At 31.3% G+C, this 16,981-nt stretch carries 20 protein-coding genes; all 20 read left to right on the forward strand.

Going from position 1 to position 16,981, the window contains the following annotated elements; translation table 11 throughout:
• The first annotated feature begins 429 nt into the window (after positions 1-429).
• Positions 430-753 (forward strand): ArsR/SmtB family transcription factor, encoded by a 324-nt coding sequence (locus tag B5D41_RS08815; protein WP_078810265.1) that lies wholly within the window; start codon positions 430-432, stop codon positions 751-753.
• A 471-nt stretch (positions 754-1,224) separates the two neighbouring features.
• Complete coding sequence (locus B5D41_RS08820) at positions 1,225-2,256, forward strand: YncE family protein (RefSeq protein WP_078810266.1); 1,032 nt, start codon at positions 1,225-1,227, stop codon at positions 2,254-2,256.
• 258 nt (positions 2,257-2,514) lie between these two features.
• Positions 2,515-3,018: a hypothetical protein gene (locus B5D41_RS08825; protein ID WP_078810267.1), complete on the forward strand. Its 504-nt coding sequence runs from the start codon at positions 2,515-2,517 to the stop codon at positions 3,016-3,018.
• Positions 3,019-3,054: 36 nt separating this feature from the next.
• Positions 3,055-3,330, forward strand: coding sequence for a hypothetical protein (locus B5D41_RS08830; protein ID WP_078810268.1), 276 nt, complete (start codon positions 3,055-3,057; stop codon positions 3,328-3,330).
• Between the two features lie 169 nt (positions 3,331-3,499).
• Complete coding sequence (locus tag B5D41_RS08835) at positions 3,500-3,688, forward strand: hypothetical protein (RefSeq protein ID WP_078810269.1); 189 nt, start codon at positions 3,500-3,502, stop codon at positions 3,686-3,688.
• A gap of 201 nt (positions 3,689-3,889) precedes the next feature.
• Positions 3,890-4,114, forward strand: a complete 225-nt coding sequence (locus B5D41_RS08840) for a DUF2933 domain-containing protein (RefSeq protein ID WP_078810270.1) — start codon at positions 3,890-3,892, stop codon at positions 4,112-4,114.
• Positions 4,115-4,278: 164 nt separating this feature from the next.
• Positions 4,279-4,923, forward strand: a complete 645-nt coding sequence (locus B5D41_RS08845) for a methyltransferase family protein (protein WP_078810271.1) — start codon at positions 4,279-4,281, stop codon at positions 4,921-4,923.
• A 272-nt stretch (positions 4,924-5,195) separates the two neighbouring features.
• A complete protein-coding gene (locus B5D41_RS08850; RefSeq protein WP_143555686.1) occupies positions 5,196-5,456 on the forward strand; it encodes an SHOCT domain-containing protein in 261 nt (86 codons plus the stop codon).
• Positions 5,457-5,586: 130 nt separating this feature from the next.
• Positions 5,587-5,940 (forward strand): hypothetical protein, encoded by a 354-nt coding sequence (locus B5D41_RS08855; protein WP_078810272.1) that lies wholly within the window; start codon positions 5,587-5,589, stop codon positions 5,938-5,940.
• A 235-nt stretch (positions 5,941-6,175) separates the two neighbouring features.
• Entirely contained in the window at positions 6,176-6,940 is a 765-nt protein-coding gene (locus B5D41_RS08860; RefSeq protein ID WP_159442926.1) for a helix-turn-helix domain-containing protein, read from the forward strand.
• Between the two features lie 168 nt (positions 6,941-7,108).
• Complete coding sequence (cysK, locus tag B5D41_RS08865) at positions 7,109-8,023, forward strand: cysteine synthase A (protein ID WP_078810274.1); 915 nt, start codon at positions 7,109-7,111, stop codon at positions 8,021-8,023.
• Positions 8,024-8,148: 125 nt separating this feature from the next.
• Positions 8,149-9,072: a cysteine synthase A gene (cysK, locus tag B5D41_RS08870; RefSeq protein ID WP_143555687.1), complete on the forward strand. Its 924-nt coding sequence runs from the start codon at positions 8,149-8,151 to the stop codon at positions 9,070-9,072.
• A gap of 69 nt (positions 9,073-9,141) precedes the next feature.
• Complete coding sequence (gene thiS / locus B5D41_RS08875; RefSeq protein ID WP_078810276.1) at positions 9,142-9,357, forward strand: sulfur carrier protein ThiS; 216 nt, start codon at positions 9,142-9,144, stop codon at positions 9,355-9,357.
• Positions 9,347-10,147 (forward strand): HesA/MoeB/ThiF family protein, encoded by an 801-nt coding sequence (locus tag B5D41_RS08880; protein ID WP_078810277.1) that lies wholly within the window; start codon positions 9,347-9,349, stop codon positions 10,145-10,147. The genes thiS and B5D41_RS08880 overlap by 11 nt, the downstream gene beginning before the upstream one ends.
• Complete coding sequence (locus tag B5D41_RS08885; protein WP_078810278.1) at positions 10,144-10,572, forward strand: M67 family metallopeptidase; 429 nt, start codon at positions 10,144-10,146, stop codon at positions 10,570-10,572. The genes B5D41_RS08880 and B5D41_RS08885 overlap by 4 nt, the downstream gene beginning before the upstream one ends.
• Before the next feature lie 9 nt (positions 10,573-10,581).
• Positions 10,582-12,948: a sulfurtransferase TusA family protein gene (locus tag B5D41_RS08890; protein ID WP_078810279.1), complete on the forward strand. Its 2,367-nt coding sequence runs from the start codon at positions 10,582-10,584 to the stop codon at positions 12,946-12,948.
• A gap of 75 nt (positions 12,949-13,023) precedes the next feature.
• The gene (locus B5D41_RS08895) at positions 13,024-14,241 is read left to right on the forward strand and encodes an O-acetylhomoserine aminocarboxypropyltransferase/cysteine synthase family protein (RefSeq protein WP_078810280.1); all 1,218 of its coding nucleotides are present in this window, start codon (positions 13,024-13,026) and stop codon (positions 14,239-14,241) included.
• Positions 14,242-14,278: 37 nt separating this feature from the next.
• Positions 14,279-15,985, forward strand: coding sequence for an adenylyl-sulfate reductase subunit alpha (locus B5D41_RS08900; RefSeq protein ID WP_078810281.1), 1,707 nt, complete (start codon positions 14,279-14,281; stop codon positions 15,983-15,985).
• Positions 15,969-16,304 carry a 4Fe-4S binding protein gene (locus B5D41_RS08905; RefSeq protein ID WP_078810282.1) on the forward strand — a complete coding sequence of 112 codons (336 nt, stop codon included), beginning with the start codon at positions 15,969-15,971 and terminating at the stop codon, positions 16,302-16,304. The genes B5D41_RS08900 and B5D41_RS08905 overlap by 17 nt, the downstream gene beginning before the upstream one ends.
• A 36-nt stretch (positions 16,305-16,340) precedes the next feature.
• Positions 16,341-16,981: sulfate adenylyltransferase subunit CysD (cysD, locus tag B5D41_RS08910; protein ID WP_078809396.1), on the forward strand; the 641-nt coding region annotated here is incomplete at its 3' end.

A 16,981-nucleotide genomic window follows, 5' to 3' on the forward strand; every position in this document is an offset into this window, starting at 1 on the left:
TAGTTCTAATGGAAGTTGTTATTAACTTTCATTACTAATATAATTGAAAACACTATAAATGTGAGAATACCAGAAGTTAAGCCGAATCCCAAATCTTTAGCAACTAAAGACATGACTATAAATATACCTATCGCAACGATGATTGAAGTAATCATACATTCAAATAATAATGATTTACTTATCTTTTTCATAAATTTTAACCACCTTATATTTAAATTATAGTCATTCAATTTTCTATGCAATTCAATTGTATCATTATGGCAGATAATAAGATATAAAATATTTTAGCTCTTTCTATAATATCTTTAGCAATATGTTGATAAATTATAAGGACAAGTAGTTAAAAAATTAAAAAAATGGAATTTACTAGCGGTTTATTATTTTTTATAATATCATAATGGCTGAAATTAGGAAGGAATGAAAAGGTAGATGAAGAATGAACAAGGTTTAGCAAAATTTTTAAAAGTATTAGCTGATGAGATTAGATTACAAATAATTAAACTTTTATCTCATGGTGAGTTATGTGTTTGTGAACTACAAGAAGAATTAGATATGTCACAGCCTAGAATTTCACATCATTTGAGAATATTAAAAAAGAATGAGTTAGTAAATACTGATCGTGATGGCAAGTGGATTTATTATTCATTAAATCAAAATCTATTTGAATTGCTAGAAATAACAACAGAAGAGTTATTAGGATTACAAAAGAATCTTTCACAGGCTACACCTAGTGAAAGATGCAGGAAAAATTAAAGATTTTATAATTCAAGTAACTATAGAAAAAAATATTATAACATGGTTAAATCATATATATAGCCTTATGACAGAATTGGTGATATTGCCTTGCATGAGCTCGTGAGCTATTGGGAATATCACCGCATAAGGTCTCCTTTGATATAGTTAAAGAGATGAAATAGTGAATATTAATAACTAGGTTTAGAGGAATTGATTTTTTCTAGTCTTTCATTTGATTACTGAATTAACTATTGACAAACTCCTATTTTTTATTTATAATAAAACCAAGTAAACATATAAGAATTAAGATGTTTATTTTTAATTGATAAATATTATAAGAGTTGCATTCAAAAATTTTACCATCAATATACCCTACCCTGGTATGTAGATGGCAAGAAATTATTATTATCTAAACTTCATCCGCTATATTTTTCATACTTATGCGATATTTTTTTATTAAATTACATATACCATAGGGAGGTACAGTAAATGAATAGAATTATTAAAAGTTCATTGATCATTTTAGCTTTAGGCTTAGTTTTATCAGTTGTTTTATATCCTGAAATAGTAGAGGCCAAAGAATTGAAACCTAAAGATTTAGTTGCAACTAATAATCAGGCTAAAACCTATGCTTATATTGCTAATGCATATAGTGGAACTGTATCAGTAATTGATACTGATCGACATAAGGTTATAAATACTATTAAAGTGGCTAAGCAAGTTTCTCATGGTATTGCAGTTGATTCTCTTCATCAGCAACTTTATATAGGTGATTATAAAGATGGGAACCTTTATGTTTTTTCACTACCAGAAGAAAAATTAATTAAGAAATTAGTGGTTGATAGCCCAGTTCATGGAGTAGACATCAGTCCAGATAATAAATATCTTTATTTAGCTGGTGGAAGTAAGGGAAGCAGTGGTAATGTATTAGTAATTGATACGAAGACTAATGAGATAGTAAATAAGATTATAACTAATGGAGCAGGACATATTAATTTCAGTTCTGATGGTAAATATGCATACGTAAGTAATGTAGATAAGGATTTAATTAGTGTTATTGATACAAATAAACAGAAGTTATTGACTAAAGTAGATGTTGGAGGTGGTCCTAACGAAGCTATTTCTTCGCCTAATGGTAATTACTTCTATACTGCTAATGTTATTGATGGTAGTATTTCAGTAGTTAATACAAAGAATTGGAAAACGAGACTGACTAAATTTATTGAGAGAGGAACTCATGGAATTATTACTTCTTCTGGCGGAAAATATATTTGGACTGCTAATAGGGGCAACACTATTTCGATTGTTAACACTAAAGATTATCAAGAAGTTAAAACTTTAACTATTAAAGGAAGGGCAAACCATATTGCTATAGACTCAACTGGTAGTTTTGTTTATGTAACCGATGTTATGGATAATGAAGTAATAGTTTTTGATGCTAAATCTTTTGAGAAAATAACTGATTTTAAGGTTGGAAATGAACCCCATGAAATTTCCTTTGCAACTTTAAGTAATAGCTGAATTTAAAGCTTTGCCCCCTCATATAGAATACTGGTTAATTTTTAAATAAAAATTAACCAGTATTCTACCCTATTTCATTAGTGGGGTTAACTTAGTATATAGTTACAAACCAATAAATGGTAATTAAAGCACATCCTATTACCCCCAATGAGGCTTGGAAGGAGGTTACATAATGAGTTAAATTTATCAAGGATTCATAATCATTCCTATGATCTATTTTTCGTTAAATACATTATATAATAACGGAGGTATGGTAAAATGAAAAAGAAAAATGTAATATTCATTTTAGTTTTAGGATTAGTAATGTCAATTTTCATATATCCTAAAGTAGCAAATGCAAAGAAGTTGGAAGTTGAGGATATGATTAGGAAGAATGCAGCAAATGGTGTTATGTTTGATGTAGCATTAGCGAATCCACTTTTAGAAAAGTCTACTGATAAAATAATATTTAAGGCATGGTTAACTACTCACAGTGGTAATTTATTAGATGAGATTAATTCAGGTAAATTAGTAATTAAGATTAATAATGGTAAAGAAGAACAAAAAGTAATTAGGGACAATATTGAATGGAGATGGGACCGTAAATCTAGTCATCATCCAAAAGCATACATAATGCTTAAAAAAATGGATGATAAAGGTCATAGTTTAATAACAGATGCCACCGAGTCTATACAATTAATAATTAAAAATGTTAGGAATGTACCAACTAGAAAGTTTACTTGGGATGATAAGGTAGCTCTTCAAAGTTTAATTGTAGATTAAGTTAACTTAATTTTGGAGAAAGGAGGTGATCAATTTATGAAATCTAAAGTATTAATTGTTACATTGATCTTAGGGTTAATGATATTAGGTAGTAGTGCTGTCTTTGCTCATGAAGCTGATCAACAACAGAGCATGCATAATGGAAATGGTATGGGAATGATGGGCCAAGGTAGTGAAGGAGATAACAATGTGATGAATATGCATCAAATGATGAAGCAGTGTATGAAGATGATGCAACAAATGAATGGGCAACAAGGAGAAGATATGCACAAGATTGATCCTGAAAAAATGATGAAAAAGACTAAAGAATAAACAGTTTAAGTAAATAACTCCCTCATTATATAGAGTTAGTATCTAATTTATGAAGGTGCTAACTCTTTTACTATAGAATTTATATTTTTCTATAATTAATTGATATTTAGAATAATAAGAAATATGCCCAGACAGAATAAATAAATTTAATAAAGAAAGGGTGAAGAAAGTGGATTTAGGTAATATAGCTTCATATATAATTTTTATTGGTATTTTTTATTTAATGATGAAAAAAGGTGGTTGTTGTGGTGGACATGGAGGTCATCAAGAGCAAGATTCATCTCAAAGTAGCTGTTGTAGTGAAGATGAATCTTCTTCTAATAAAGAGGAGGTCAAAGTAAATGATAATATAAAATAGGAGGATTTAAATGTCAAAGTTAATTTTTAAAATAGGAAACTTTTCTATACATTTTATCGATGAGAGTAAAATTAATAGTAGAAATAAGTTAATAGGTAATGTGGCAGCTTTAGTGCTGATAATTTTATCTCTTATAATATATTATAAGATTTATTAGAAGGCTCTATTAGAGAAAATATAATTTGAGAAGGTGAATATATTATGTCAAAAAAGAAAAATAGCAACCATAATAGTCATATATTAATGATGTTAATTTGTTGTCTAGCAATGTTTGCTGCTGTATGGATTTTCTTTAAAGATTCAAATATTGATAATATTTGGTTATTGTTTTTGATATGTCCTTTAATGCACATCTTTATGATGAGAGGCCACCATAATCACAATGAAAACAAAGGTGAAGATGAAGAAAAACAAAATTCCCATTAAACTAAACAGATTTATCTAGAATATATTGGGTTAATAAAAGCAATAGATATACTTGCGTGGCTTATGTAAAGGGAGATGGTCTGTGAAAAGGAGATTTATGCAATGTTAATTTTAACTTGATTTTTATAGTTGATTCGTCAATGATATTAATTGGAGGTAATATGATGAATTATGGTTATGGGCTTTGGATTATGGTTATAGTTAATATAGTTTGGATATTATTATTTGTTGTTAGCTTTATTAAACCCAAGAAGAAACGAGAATGGCGGTCAATGGGAGTTGTGAGTGCATTTTTTGTAGCACTTTTTACTGAAATGTATGGATTCCCTTTAACTATATATTTTTTGACTTCAGTGTTAGGGTATAAACTACCAGTATTAAATCCTTATTCTCATGAAAATGGACACTTACTTGCTAGTTTTGGATTAGGAGTAGATAAAGCATTAGTCATTTGTCAAATTGGTAGTCTTCTTTTTGGAATAGGAATGATTATTATTGGTATTGGTTGGTGGCAAATACATCGAAGTAAGGGAGGATTAGTAACTAGCGGAATTTATAAATATATTCGGCACCCACAATATTTAGGAATCTTTTTATTAACAATCGGGATGATGATTCAGTGGCCTACTATTTCTACATTAGTAATGTGGCCAATCTTAATGCGTTCATATTATAAACTTGCCAAGAGAGAAGAAAAAGAGGTTTTAAATGAGTTTGGAGAAGAGTATGTAGAATATATCAAAGAAACTCCTGCTTTCTTTCCATTTGAGTGGAATAGAAGAGAAATAAATAGGTCTAATATGCTTTAATTTTAATAAGTATAATAGGATAATGATTTACAACACATATTAAAATTATTATAACAAATATATATAATTGAAGAGTATTGGATTGTAATATAATAAAGAGTAAATTTAATATCAGTTTTTGAAGCAAGTGATCAAGTGATGTTGAATAAAATATCAGTTAATATGGAATGATTAATTATACTATTAAAGATAATGAACCAGATAACATACTAAATGTAAATGGAATAATATGTGCAGTTTGGTATCATGATGAGGAAAAGGAGGAATGATGTATGATGGGCTGGTTTCGACGAGGATGGGGAATGGGTGGATATGGTATGCATAGTTTTGGAGGTGGTATTATGATGATTATATTTTGGGTTCTTATTATTATAGGTGTTGCTTATTTAATAAAAAATAGTAATAACAACAGCAATGATAATAATTACAATCACAGACAGGAAGATAGTGCGATTAATATAGCTAGAAGAAGATATGCTAAAGGTGAAATTAATAAAGAAGAACTAAATGAAATTTTAGATAATCTCAAATAAAAGTTTTAAGTTCTTATCATTACAGGTTATAGCAAATTATAAATTTCAATTACTATTGGTGCCGTTTTTGCAAGTGATATTTTTGGTAAGGATTTGATATTAAAATTCATGTTAAAAGGAGATGAATATTATGTATAAATGGGTTAATATTTTTAAAATTACTTTCTTTACACTTTTAGTTTTAGGTTTAATTAAACCTAAATTAGTTATGTGGGGAAAGACAAAGGATAGAATAAAAGTTTTACAGATATATGGTTTGGCATTATTATTTTTTATTACTATATCAGGTATATTAGCACAAGAATCGACAATGAATAATATGATACTTAAAGCTCGACATGATGTTAAAAATAATAACTATAAACGAGCAGTAAGTTATTATGAAAAAGCAATTAAAAAATGGGATAATGATGACAGGTATTCATTTACTAAGAAGGAGATTGAACAGGAATATATTAATGTTAAGAAAAAGTTACGTGAATAAGTTAATAATTTAAGAGAAATTAATCAAATATTTACTTTGTGATGAATATACTTATTAATTATTTATTCGTTATCTAGGATAATATAATTTTGAAATGTATTCTATAAGAATACAAAAGAACTTTAAAATGCAAGATAGAATTAAGTATTGAGAAGTTTATATACCCTATCTTCAATTTATTGATATATGATCATCAAAATGTGCAGTTTAGCTTATGAAAAGAGAGGTGATATATATGACTTTAGGTGAAAAAATTAGAGAAACTCGTAAAAAAAGAGGATTAACGTTAAAGGAGTCGTCAAGAAAAATAGGAATTTCGTATTCATTTTTAAGTGCTATTGAGCGTAATATTAAAAGTCCTTCTTTAATTACTATTAAACAAATTTCTAAAGCCTTAAATATATCTATTATTCATTTATTTAATAATCAATCTGAAAAATTAAAGGTTGGAAATAAACTTAAGTTACTTAGGAAAAAACGTAATCTCTCAATTTCTAAACTCGCTAAATTAACTGATATTGATGAAGAGGAACTTATTAAATTAGAGAATAATGAAATTCAATCAGATTTAAAAATGATTAAAAAGCTTACTGATGTTCTTAAGGTTAATATTGACTATTTTTTAACTAAGAATGTTGAGGAATTAAAAGTAGGACAAAGGATTAAAGAAGTAAGACAATATCGAGGAATGACTGTTACTAAGCTAGCTGAAAAATCTGGTTTATCTTCTGGTTTAATTAGTCAAATAGAAAATCAATATACTTTACCATCAGTATCTTCTTTAGAAAGTATATCTAAGGCATTAGGGAAGTCTATTCATTATTTTTTATTAGAACATAAGGGTATACAAGAATTGATGTCATTTTTAGCCCCAGAAGTGAGAGAAATGTTAGGAGACTTTAGAGTTCAAAGTATCTTAAAGGCAGTGAGTGACTTTGATAAAGAAGAGATGAAGAATACTTTAAATTATATTCAATTCTTAAAGCAAAATAGAGATTAAGATTATTTTGTAAGTCAAATTGAAAAAAGGAAGAAAAAATTTGATGAAATGTTGATTTACATGTATAAGAATAGTTTATTGTTGATGAGGCTAAGATAACATAAGAGTTAAAGGTAATTAGATATTAGAATAAAAAAAGAAGTAAACTTATTAAAAAGGGTGATTAATATGAAAGTAGTTGATAATATATTACAATTAATTGGTGATACACCTATAATGAAATTAAATAAAATTGTCGACTCGAATGCTGCAGATGTTTATATAAAATTAGAACTATTTAATCCAAGTGGAAGTATTAAAGATAGGATTACTTTATATATGATTGAATCTGCAGAATTAAGAGGTGAGTTGAAGCCTGGAGGAACAATTGTGGAGCCGACAAGTGGCAATACCGGGATTAGTCTGGCTTTAGTGGGAATATCGAAAGGATATGAAGTGATTTTAACTATGCCTGATACGGTTAGTATAGAACGTAAGAGATTATTAGAGGCTTATGGTGTTAAATTAATTCTTACGTCAGGAAGTGGAGGTATGTCAGGTGCTGTCAAGAAAGCAAAAGAATTAATAGCAAAGAACCCAAATTATTTTATGCCTAATCAATTTGAAGACCCTGTTAATTCTGAAGCACATAAAGATATAACGGCTACTGAGATTTTAAAGGCTATGAATCAAAATATAGATGCTTTTGTAGCAGGAGTAGGAACTGGTGGAACTATAACTGGAATAGGCGAGGCTTTAAAAGAAAGCATTGATAATATTGAAATTATTGCAGTAGAGCCTGCTGAAGCTCCAATACTTAGTGATGGGATATCTAAGCCTCATATAGTTCAAGGTATTGGAGTAGATTTTGTTCCGAAAGTCTTGAATATGAATATTTTAGATAGAATAATTACAGTAGAAAAAGAGGAAATAATAGAAACAGTTCAGCGTTTAGCGGTTGAAGAAGGAATACTAGTTGGGATTTCTTCTGGAGCAGCAGTTGCAGCCGCTATTAAAGTAGCAGAGGAGTTAGATAGAGAACAAAAGGTAGTAACAATGGCTTTTGATAATGGTGAAAGATATTTGAGCACTTCCTTATTTTAAGTGAATATATTAAAAACTGAAATATTTCTTGACAGTAGATATAGCCTTTGATAAAATCATAACAACATATAGTTATATAAACCTATTGGTTTACTAGGTATTAAAATTTATAGGAGGTAGAAGTGATGAAAAGAGTTAATAATCTAACGAAGTTAGTAGGAAAAACACCGGTTGTGAAATTAAATCGAGTAGTTAATGATGACATGGCAGATGTTTATATGAAGTTGGAATTATTTAATCCTGGAGGAAGTGTCAAAGATAGAATAGCTTTAAGCATGATAGAAACAGCTGAAGAGAGTGGTGAATTAAAAGAAGGTGGAACTATTGTAGAGCCAACCAGTGGAAATACAGGAATAGGTCTGGCTTTAATAGGAGCTGCTAAGGGATATGATGTGACACTAACTATGCCTGATTCAATGAGTTTAGAAAGAAGAAAATTACTTAAGGCGTATGGAGCAGAATTAATTTTGACTCCTGGAGATGAAGGGATGCCGGGAGCAATAGACAAGGCTAAAGAATTGGCACAGGAAAATAATGATTACTTTATGCCTCAGCAATTTAAGAATCCAAATAATCCTGATATTCATAGACAAACTACTGCTCAAGAATTTTTAGAAGTTATGGATGGAGAATTAGATGCATTTGTAGCAGGAGTTGGAACAGGTGGTACGATTACTGGAGTTGGTGAAGTTTTAAAAGATAAAGTTGAAGATATTAAAATTATTGCAGTAGAACCTACTGATTCTTCTGTAATCAGTGGTGGAGAACCAGGACCACATATGATTCAGGGAATTGGAGCTGGGTTTATTCCAGAAGTATTGAATATTGATATCTTAGACCAAGTAATTCAGATAGAAAATGAAGAGGCTATGAAGGTGGCACGGGAATTGGCAATTAAAGAAGGAATTCTAGCGGGGATTTCTTCTGGGGCAGCTGCAGCTGCAGCTATTAAGGTAGCTAAAGAGTTAGGTCCAGGGAAGAAAGTTGTTACAATTGCCCCTGATACAGGAGAGAGATATCTAAGTACGATTTTATTTAAAGATGAATAAATATTTTTTTACTTAAAACCTAGTAAACCACTTGGTATACATTGAATAATAATTCTTGGAGGGGTTAAAGTGAAGATTGTATTAAATGGTGAAGAATTAGAGTTAGATAAAGAATTAACAATAGAAGAGTTATTGAAGAAAGAAGATGTTGATATGCCTGAGATGGTTTCGGTCGAATTAAATGGTGAAATTTTAGTCAGGGAAGAATTTAAAGATCAGATTGTTAAAGGTGGAGATAAAGTAGAATTTTTATACTTTATGGGTGGTGGTACAAGTGAATTTTAGTGAAGAAGAACTTGAAAGATATTCTAGACATATTATTTTAGAAGATGTAGGAGTAGAGGGACAATATAAGTTACTGAATTCTTCAGTGTTGATTATTGGTGCTGGTGGTTTAGGAACACCGGCGGCTCAATTTCTAGCAGCAGCTGGGATAGGAAAGATAGGTATAGTTGATGCTGATAAAGTAGAATTATCAAATTTACAACGACAGGTTTTACATTATACTAGTGATGTGGGAAATTTAAAAGTAGAGTCGGTTAGAGATAAGATAAATGAAATGAATCCTGATGTTGAGGTAAAAACTTATCCTTATTATTTAAATTCTACAAATATACGAGAAGTTATTAAAGATTATGATTTCATAATTGATGGAACAGATAACTTTCCAGCTAAATTCTTAATTAATGATGTTTGTGTTATGGAGAATAAAGCATTCTCTCATGCGGGAATAATTAGATTTACTGGTCAGACAACGACAGTAGTACCTGGTCAAGGAGCATGTTATCGTTGTCTTTTTCCTGAACCACCTAGTTCTAATTCTGTACCTTCCTGTAAAGAAGCTGGAGTTATTGGAGTGTTAGGTGGAATATTGGGGACTCTTCAGGCAACGGAAGCGATTAAATATATTTTGGATGAAGGGGAATTGTTAACAAGTCAGCTATTAACTTATGATGCATTGGCAATGAATTTTAGAAAGATTGATTTGGAAAAGAGAGACGATTGTGAGATATGTGGCAGTAATCCAGAAATAAAAGAATTAATAGATTATGAGCAAGGAGTTTGTGAATTATGATAATCGAATTACCAGTTAAACTTTATCAAAACTTAGTGAACCATGCTCAAAAGGAGTTTCCTAAGGAATGTTGTGGTTTAGTAGTTGGTTTAATTAATGACGACAAGTTAGAAGTTAAGGAAATATTTCCAATGACTAATTTAGATGATTCGGCTGAGCATTTTTCTATGGATCCTAAAGAACAATTTGAAGTTGTTAAAGAAGTAAGAGAGTTAGGTTATGAAATGATAGGAAATTATCATTCTCATCCCTTTACTCCATCTCGACCATCTAATGAAGATAAGGAGTTGGCTTATGATGAAGAAGCTATCTATTTTATCTTATCGTTACAGAAGTCAGTACCTGTGTTAAAGGCTTTTAGGATTAAGAAGCAGCAAGATGTGAGTGAAATAAAGATTAGATTTATAAAGAATGGAGAGGAGTGAACTTTATTTATGAATAATCAACCTGTATTTACAATTCCGCAAACAATAAAGGAGGATACTGAGGAATATCAAAAGAAAGTAAAACGTTTTTTAAATGGAACTATTGATCCAGTAAGGTTTAAAGGATATAGAGTCCCCATGGGAGTTTATGGCCAACGGGGGCAAGAAAAAAGAAAAGAGAAATATATGGTTCGAGTTAGGGCTCCTGGAGGAGTGATTACAAAAGAGCAATTGGAAGTTTTAAATGAATTAAGTAAAAAGTATGGTAGTAGTTATTTGCATTTTACCACTAGACAGGACATTCAAATCCATCAAGTAAACATAGAAGAGACTCCCGAAATGCTATTTGAACTCTTAAAAGTAGGCTTAAGTCCTCGAGGTGGTGGAGGAAATACGGTTAGAAATATCATGAATTCTTCCCGAGCAGGGGTAAATCCAGATGAACCTTTTGATACGACTCCACATAGTTTAGCCTTAACTGAGTACTTAATTAAATTTCGTTCTTCATTTAATTTACCTAGGAAATATAAGATTGCTTTTTCTGTGACTGAAGAAGATGAAGCACTGGCTACTGTTAATGATTTAGGTTTTATAGCTAAAAAGCAGAATGGTAAGAAAGGCTTTAAAGTATATGCTGCAGGTGGTATGGGAAATCAAGCTGAAGTGGCACTTTTGTTAGAGGAATTTATAGAGGAAAATAAGATCTTTTATGTAGCTGAAGCAATTAAACGATTCTTTGATGATTATGGAGATCGAAGTAATAAACATAAAGCTAGATTGCGCTTTGTAAGAAAGCGATTAGGTGATGAAGAATTTATTCTTAAGTATAAAGATTATTTTAGAGAAGTATTAGAAGAAGGTTTAGATATAGAAGAGATAAATTGTTATCAGGAAGCAAGAAATCAGAGAAATAATTGTGATAGTAATTTCAATAAAGAATTAGCTCTAGATTATCTTTATCCGGAAAAGGTAGCTGGGTATTATTCTTTAGAATTAAGGCCACCAGAAGGTGATATTGCTTATGAAGAATTAGAGATTTTGTTAGAATTATTAATAGATGAAGACTTGTCGATTAGGACTACTAATAGACAAGGGCTCCTAATTAGAGGTATTCAAGAGGAGAGTGTAGAGAAGTTAATTAAAGATATAAGTAATGTTAATTCAGAATTTCTAATAGATAATATGGGAGTAATGCCTATTGCTTGTAAAGGAGCTTCAACTTGTAGATTGGGGTTATGTCTATCTCCTAATTTAGCAACAGAAATTCGTAATGCTTTACTTTCACTTAGTAATGACTTGCAAAGCTTAATTCCACAAATCTATATTAGTGGTTGTCCTAATTCATGTGGACAACACTTAATTGGTAAGATAGGATTTGAAGGTAGAGCTAAAAGATTTAGTAATAAGTTAGTTCCTCATTATTCTCTTTTATTAGGAGGAAATATAGCAGAAGATCAAAGTAGATACGGTAAATCAGTAATAGATATTCCAGCTAAAAGAATTCCGGATTTTTTAGTAAACTTAGCAAATAGCTTAGCAGCAGATAAAGATTATAATCCAAATAGATTTAATGAATATTTAAGTCAGGAAGGAAAAGATAAAATAGTTGAATTAGCTAGGAAATATACAGAAGTTCCAGCTTATAAAGAAAATCCAGGTATTTATAAAGACTGGGGAAGAGAAGAAGATTTTACTTTAGCCGGTAGAGGTCCTGGAGAATGTGGTGCTGGAGTAATGGATATTATTGAGCTTGATCTTGAAACTGCTAAAGATAATTATCAAGAAGCAGTTGAAAATAAAGATGATGAAGGCTTATATAAGGCAATTGTTAGTGCAGCTAGAGCCTTATTAATTATACGAGGAATAGATACGGATAGAGATCGAGAAGTTTTATCATTATTTAGGTCTGAATTTATCGATAAAGGTTTAGTTAGTAAAGAAAAAACAGACTTACTTGATGCAGCATTGGATTATAAGCTAGGGGATATTACAGGCTTGCTAGATTATAGACAAGGAATTGAGAAGCTAATTAATAGAGTAGAAAAATTATTCAACTCACTAAACGCTAAATTAGAATTTGATTTAGAAGAGATTAAAGGACTTGATGATAGAAAGGAAACAAAATTAGAAATTGATAAAGAAAAGAATACAAAGATAGAGGTTGCTGATCTAAGGGGAGTTAAATGTCCAATGAATTTTGTTAAGGCTAAGGTGGCTATTTCCCCTTTAGATGAAGGTGATATTTTAGAGATTTATCTCGATGAAGGGGAGCCGATAGCTAATGTACCTGAAAGTTTAGCTTCTGAAGGGCATAAAATTTTATTACAAGAGAAGGTAGAAGAAGGCTATTATTTATTAAGAGTTAAGAAAAATTAGATATAGATCAAGGTTAAGATTAGAGTTAAATGAGCCTGTGGTACTATTGTGAACAGAGTAGAGGAGAGAGAGTTTATGGAATTCGAAACTAAATTGATTAATTTAGAAACTAAAGATGAGTATGGAGCAACTAATACTCCAATTTATATGACTAATTCTTTTGAACATAAGACAGCTGAAAAACTAGAAAAAATATTTAAAGGTAGAGCACCTGGCTACGTATATAGTCGGGTTAATAACCCTTCTATTCGGAGTGTAGAAGAAAAAATATCTAGTTTAGAAGGAGGTCAGTCGGCCATACTATCTTCATCGGGTATGGCTGCTATTGCTACAGCCACTTTAAATATTTTACAGGCTGGTGATGAATTTGTTACTAGTAGTTCATTATTCGGTGGAAGTTATAATTTATTCAAGAGTTATAAAAAATATGGGATTAAACCGCGTTTTAGTGATGGGGTTGAAAAGAAGGATATAGCTAGACTAATTAATAAAAAGACTAAATTTGTATTTGTAGAAACAATCGGCAATCCTCGCCTAGATGTACCTGATATTGAGGGTATCTCTAAAATATGTAAACAATGGGGGGTTCCTTTAATAGTTGATAATACCTTAGCTACACCGGTATTGATAAAACCATTAGAACTAGGAGCAAATATAGTAATTCATTCTCTTTCTAAATATATTAATGGAATGGCTAATTCTATTGGTGGAGTAATAATTGATGGAGCAAACTTTAACTGGACTAAATTTGATAGCTTTGCGGATTACAGACGACAAGGAAAATTAGCTTTTGTGGCTAAAGCTAGGGGAGAGACATTCAGAAATTTAGGGGGTTGTGCTTCACCTTTAAATTCTTTCTTAAATGAACTAGGACTTCCCACTTTATCATTGCGAATGAAACGACACTGTCATAATGCTTTAGAATTAGCAAAGTTTTTGTTGGGGCATTCAGAAGTTGAAAGTGTAAATTATCCTGGGTTAAAGGATAATAATTATTATAACAGAGCTAAAGACTTATTCTTTGGCGGGTTTGGTGGAATTTTAACGCTGCGAGTTGGGAGCAAGAAGCGAGCATTTGAGATAATAAATAATTTAAATTATTTTTATAATCTATCTAATCTTGGTGATGTGAAATCACTTGTAATTCATCCTGCTTCAACTATATATTCTAATAATACTAAAGAAGAGAAAGAAGCATTAGGTGTTTATAATGATTTGATCAGAGTTAGTGTAGGCATAGAAGATATAGGTGATCTCAAGAAAGACTTTGCTCAGGCTTTGCATAGGAAATAAAGTTAATGAAATGGTTAAAATTAATAAGGTGGTCAATATGAATGTTATTAAAAATGATATTGAAATTATAAAATTAAAGACTGATATTCTGATTATTGGCGGTGGTACCGCTGGATCTTATGCTGGGGTTAGAATAAAGGAAGAGAATCCAGATGTAAATGTATTAATTGTCGAAAAGGCTCATATAGAACGGAGCGGTTGTTTAGGGGCTGGAATTAGTGCCATTAATGCATATCTGAATCCCGGTGTGACGCCGGAGAGTTTTGTAGAGTATATAAAGAAAGACTCTGAGGGATTAGTCAGAGAAGATTTGATTTATACCATAGCACAAGGAGTAAATAAAGCAACTAAAAAACTTGAGGAATGGGGAGTTCCCTTTTTGAAAGACGAAGTAGGTAATTATGTTCCTAAAGGAAGGCGTAGTGTCAAGATTAACGGAGAGCATATTAAACCAATTATGGCTCAGGCAGTGAAAAAGAGTGGTGTAGATATTTTAAATAGAGTTAATATCACTAATTACTTAGTAGAGGATAATAGAATTAAAGGAGCTTTTGGATTCTCTGTTAGAGAAAATAAATTTTATTTTATTCAAGCCAAGGCAGTTATTTGTGCTACTGGTGGTGCTTCCGGGATCTATAAGCCCAACAACCCCGGAGGGGCTAGACATAAGATGTGGTATTCTCCTTTTAATACAGGTGCTGGTTATGCCATGGGGATTAGAGCTGGAGCAGAAATGACTACTTTTGAAATGAGATTTATTGCCTTGCGTACTAAAGATATAATTTCTCCTACCGGTACTTTAGCTTTGAGTTTTAATGCTAAGCAGATTAATAGTCAGGGAGTAGAATATCAAAAAAATTATGAAAAGAATACTACTCCTTTTAGACTATATGCAACTATGAAAGAGAACCAGGAAGGGAGAGGTCCTTGTTATTTAGATATTACTCATCTCAGTGATGAAGAGAGTCATCATTTGCAAGAAGCCTTTTTGAATATGTCACCAGATATTATCTTGAAATGGGCTGAGGAAGAAATAAAGCCCAATGCAGAGCCTGTAGAAATATATGGTACTGAACCTTATATAGTGGGGGGGCATTCTCAGTCGGGTTATTGGGTAGATGTAACCCGTCAGACAACAATTGAGGGTTTATATGCATCAGGGGATGTGGCTGGTGGTGCTCCTAAGAAATATGTTACTGGTTGTATGGTAGAAGGAAAGATAGCTGGTCTTAATGCTTTGGAGGACATTAAGGATATTAAATTTGAGGAGATAAATCAAGCTTTAATAGAGAAAGAGTTTAACCGAACTTTTAATTTCTTAGAAAATAAAGGGGAAATTACTCCTCAAAAATTGGAAGAACGATTGCAAAAAATAATGGATGAGTATGCTGGTGGTTTAAGTACTAATTATCAAATTTATGAAGAGAAGTTATTAGTAGCAAGAGAATTGCTTAAAAAATTAAAAGAGGATTTAAAACATGGAAGAGTAAGAAATAAACATCAGTTAATGAAATTGCATGAAGTAATCGATAGAACATTGGTAGCTCAAGTTTTAGTAGAGCATTTACTATATAGGAAAGAGACTAGGTGGAAATCTTATCAGCAACGAATTGATTATCCAAAAAAGGATGATGAAAATTGGTTTAAATTTGTAAATTCTTGTTATGATGAGCAGGTAGAGAAAATAAAAATTATTGAACGGGAACATGTCGGGTTAGGTGTTTTAGATGACAGTCAGAATTGATAAAAAGTTATGTAATGGATGTGGAAATAAAGATGAGTCATGTTGTATGAGAATTTGTCCTGGCAATTTATTATATAAGACTAAAAATAACAAAGCAGAGATTAGAGATAAAGCTGATTGTTGGGATTGTGCTGCCTGTGTGAAAGAATGCCCAAGGCAGGCAATAGAGGTTTATTTACCTGTAGAAATTGGCGGACGAGGCTCTACTTTAAAAGCAAAAGACTTAGGAAATGAAATAGTCTGGACTTTAAAGACACAAGATGGTAGTGTGGAAGAGTTTACTATAAGAAATAAGTTATGGTTTAATTGGAATTTATGATTTGTATTGATCTATTATAGGAGGAGAGTTAGAGTTATGGATCATTTAGATAAGTTAGAGAATAGAGCAATTCATATTTTAAGAGAGGCTTATAGTGAGTTTGGAAATTTAAGTATGTTATGGTCGATTGGTAAAGATAGTACAGTTATGTTATGGTTAGCAAGAAAAGCATTTTTTGGGCATGTGCCGATTCCATTGGTACATATAGATACTGATTATAAAATTCCGGAGATGATTGAGCATCGGGATAGATTGGCTAGGGAATGGAAGTTAGATATGATTTATGGTCAAAATACTACGGCTTTAAAAGAAAAGCAGACTTTTCCTGATGGGAATACGACTAGAATAGAATGTTGTCAAAAGTTGAAGACAGCAGGATTGAAGAATACTCTAAATGGTAATTGGCCTAGATATAGAATGAACCATAATACAGGAGAGTATGAGATAGACAAGAATACTGAGCCATATACTGGTGTAATCGTTGGAGTAAGAGCTGACGAAGAAGGTACTCGTTCGAAAGAGAGGTATTTCTCTCCACGAGATAGGAATAATGATTGGGATATTGGTGATCAGCCACCGGAGTTTTGGGATCAGTACAAGACTGATTTTGCGCCAGGTACTCATGTTAGAATTCATCCGTTATTAGACTGGACGGAGTTAAATATTTGGGAGTATAT

It is taken from the genome of Selenihalanaerobacter shriftii (genome assembly GCF_900167185.1).
Lineage (GTDB): Bacteria > Bacillota > Halanaerobiia > Halobacteroidales > Acetohalobiaceae > Selenihalanaerobacter > Selenihalanaerobacter shriftii.

What these genes read in the sequence shown, in the direction of transcription:
- B5D41_RS08905 (WP_078810282.1), top strand. Translation starts at nt 15,969, where the DNA reads ATGACAGTCAGAATTGATAAAAAGTTATGTAATGGATGTGGAAATAAA.
- B5D41_RS08855 (WP_078810272.1), top strand. Translation starts at nt 5,587, where the DNA reads ATGTATAAATGGGTTAATATTTTTAAAATTACTTTCTTTACACTTTTA.
- B5D41_RS08840 (WP_078810270.1), top strand. Translation starts at nt 3,890, where the DNA reads ATGTCAAAAAAGAAAAATAGCAACCATAATAGTCATATATTAATGATG.
- B5D41_RS08820 (WP_078810266.1), top strand. Translation starts at nt 1,225, where the DNA reads ATGAATAGAATTATTAAAAGTTCATTGATCATTTTAGCTTTAGGCTTA.
- cysK (WP_078810274.1), top strand. Translation starts at nt 7,109, where the DNA reads ATGAAAGTAGTTGATAATATATTACAATTAATTGGTGATACACCTATA.
- B5D41_RS08845 (WP_078810271.1), top strand. Translation starts at nt 4,279, where the DNA reads ATGAATTATGGTTATGGGCTTTGGATTATGGTTATAGTTAATATAGTT.
- B5D41_RS08830 (WP_078810268.1), top strand. Translation starts at nt 3,055, where the DNA reads ATGAAATCTAAAGTATTAATTGTTACATTGATCTTAGGGTTAATGATA.
- B5D41_RS08890 (WP_078810279.1), top strand. Translation starts at nt 10,582, where the DNA reads ATGAATAATCAACCTGTATTTACAATTCCGCAAACAATAAAGGAGGAT.
- B5D41_RS08815 (WP_078810265.1), top strand. Translation starts at nt 430, where the DNA reads ATGAAGAATGAACAAGGTTTAGCAAAATTTTTAAAAGTATTAGCTGAT.
- B5D41_RS08850 (WP_143555686.1), top strand. Translation starts at nt 5,196, where the DNA reads ATGATGGGCTGGTTTCGACGAGGATGGGGAATGGGTGGATATGGTATG.
- B5D41_RS08825 (WP_078810267.1), top strand. Translation starts at nt 2,515, where the DNA reads ATGAAAAAGAAAAATGTAATATTCATTTTAGTTTTAGGATTAGTAATG.
- B5D41_RS08860 (WP_159442926.1), top strand. Translation starts at nt 6,176, where the DNA reads ATGACTTTAGGTGAAAAAATTAGAGAAACTCGTAAAAAAAGAGGATTA.
- B5D41_RS08900 (WP_078810281.1), top strand. Translation starts at nt 14,279, where the DNA reads ATGAATGTTATTAAAAATGATATTGAAATTATAAAATTAAAGACTGAT.
- B5D41_RS08895 (WP_078810280.1), top strand. Translation starts at nt 13,024, where the DNA reads ATGGAATTCGAAACTAAATTGATTAATTTAGAAACTAAAGATGAGTAT.
- cysK (WP_143555687.1), top strand. Translation starts at nt 8,149, where the DNA reads ATGAAAAGAGTTAATAATCTAACGAAGTTAGTAGGAAAAACACCGGTT.
- B5D41_RS08885 (WP_078810278.1), top strand. Translation starts at nt 10,144, where the DNA reads ATGATAATCGAATTACCAGTTAAACTTTATCAAAACTTAGTGAACCAT.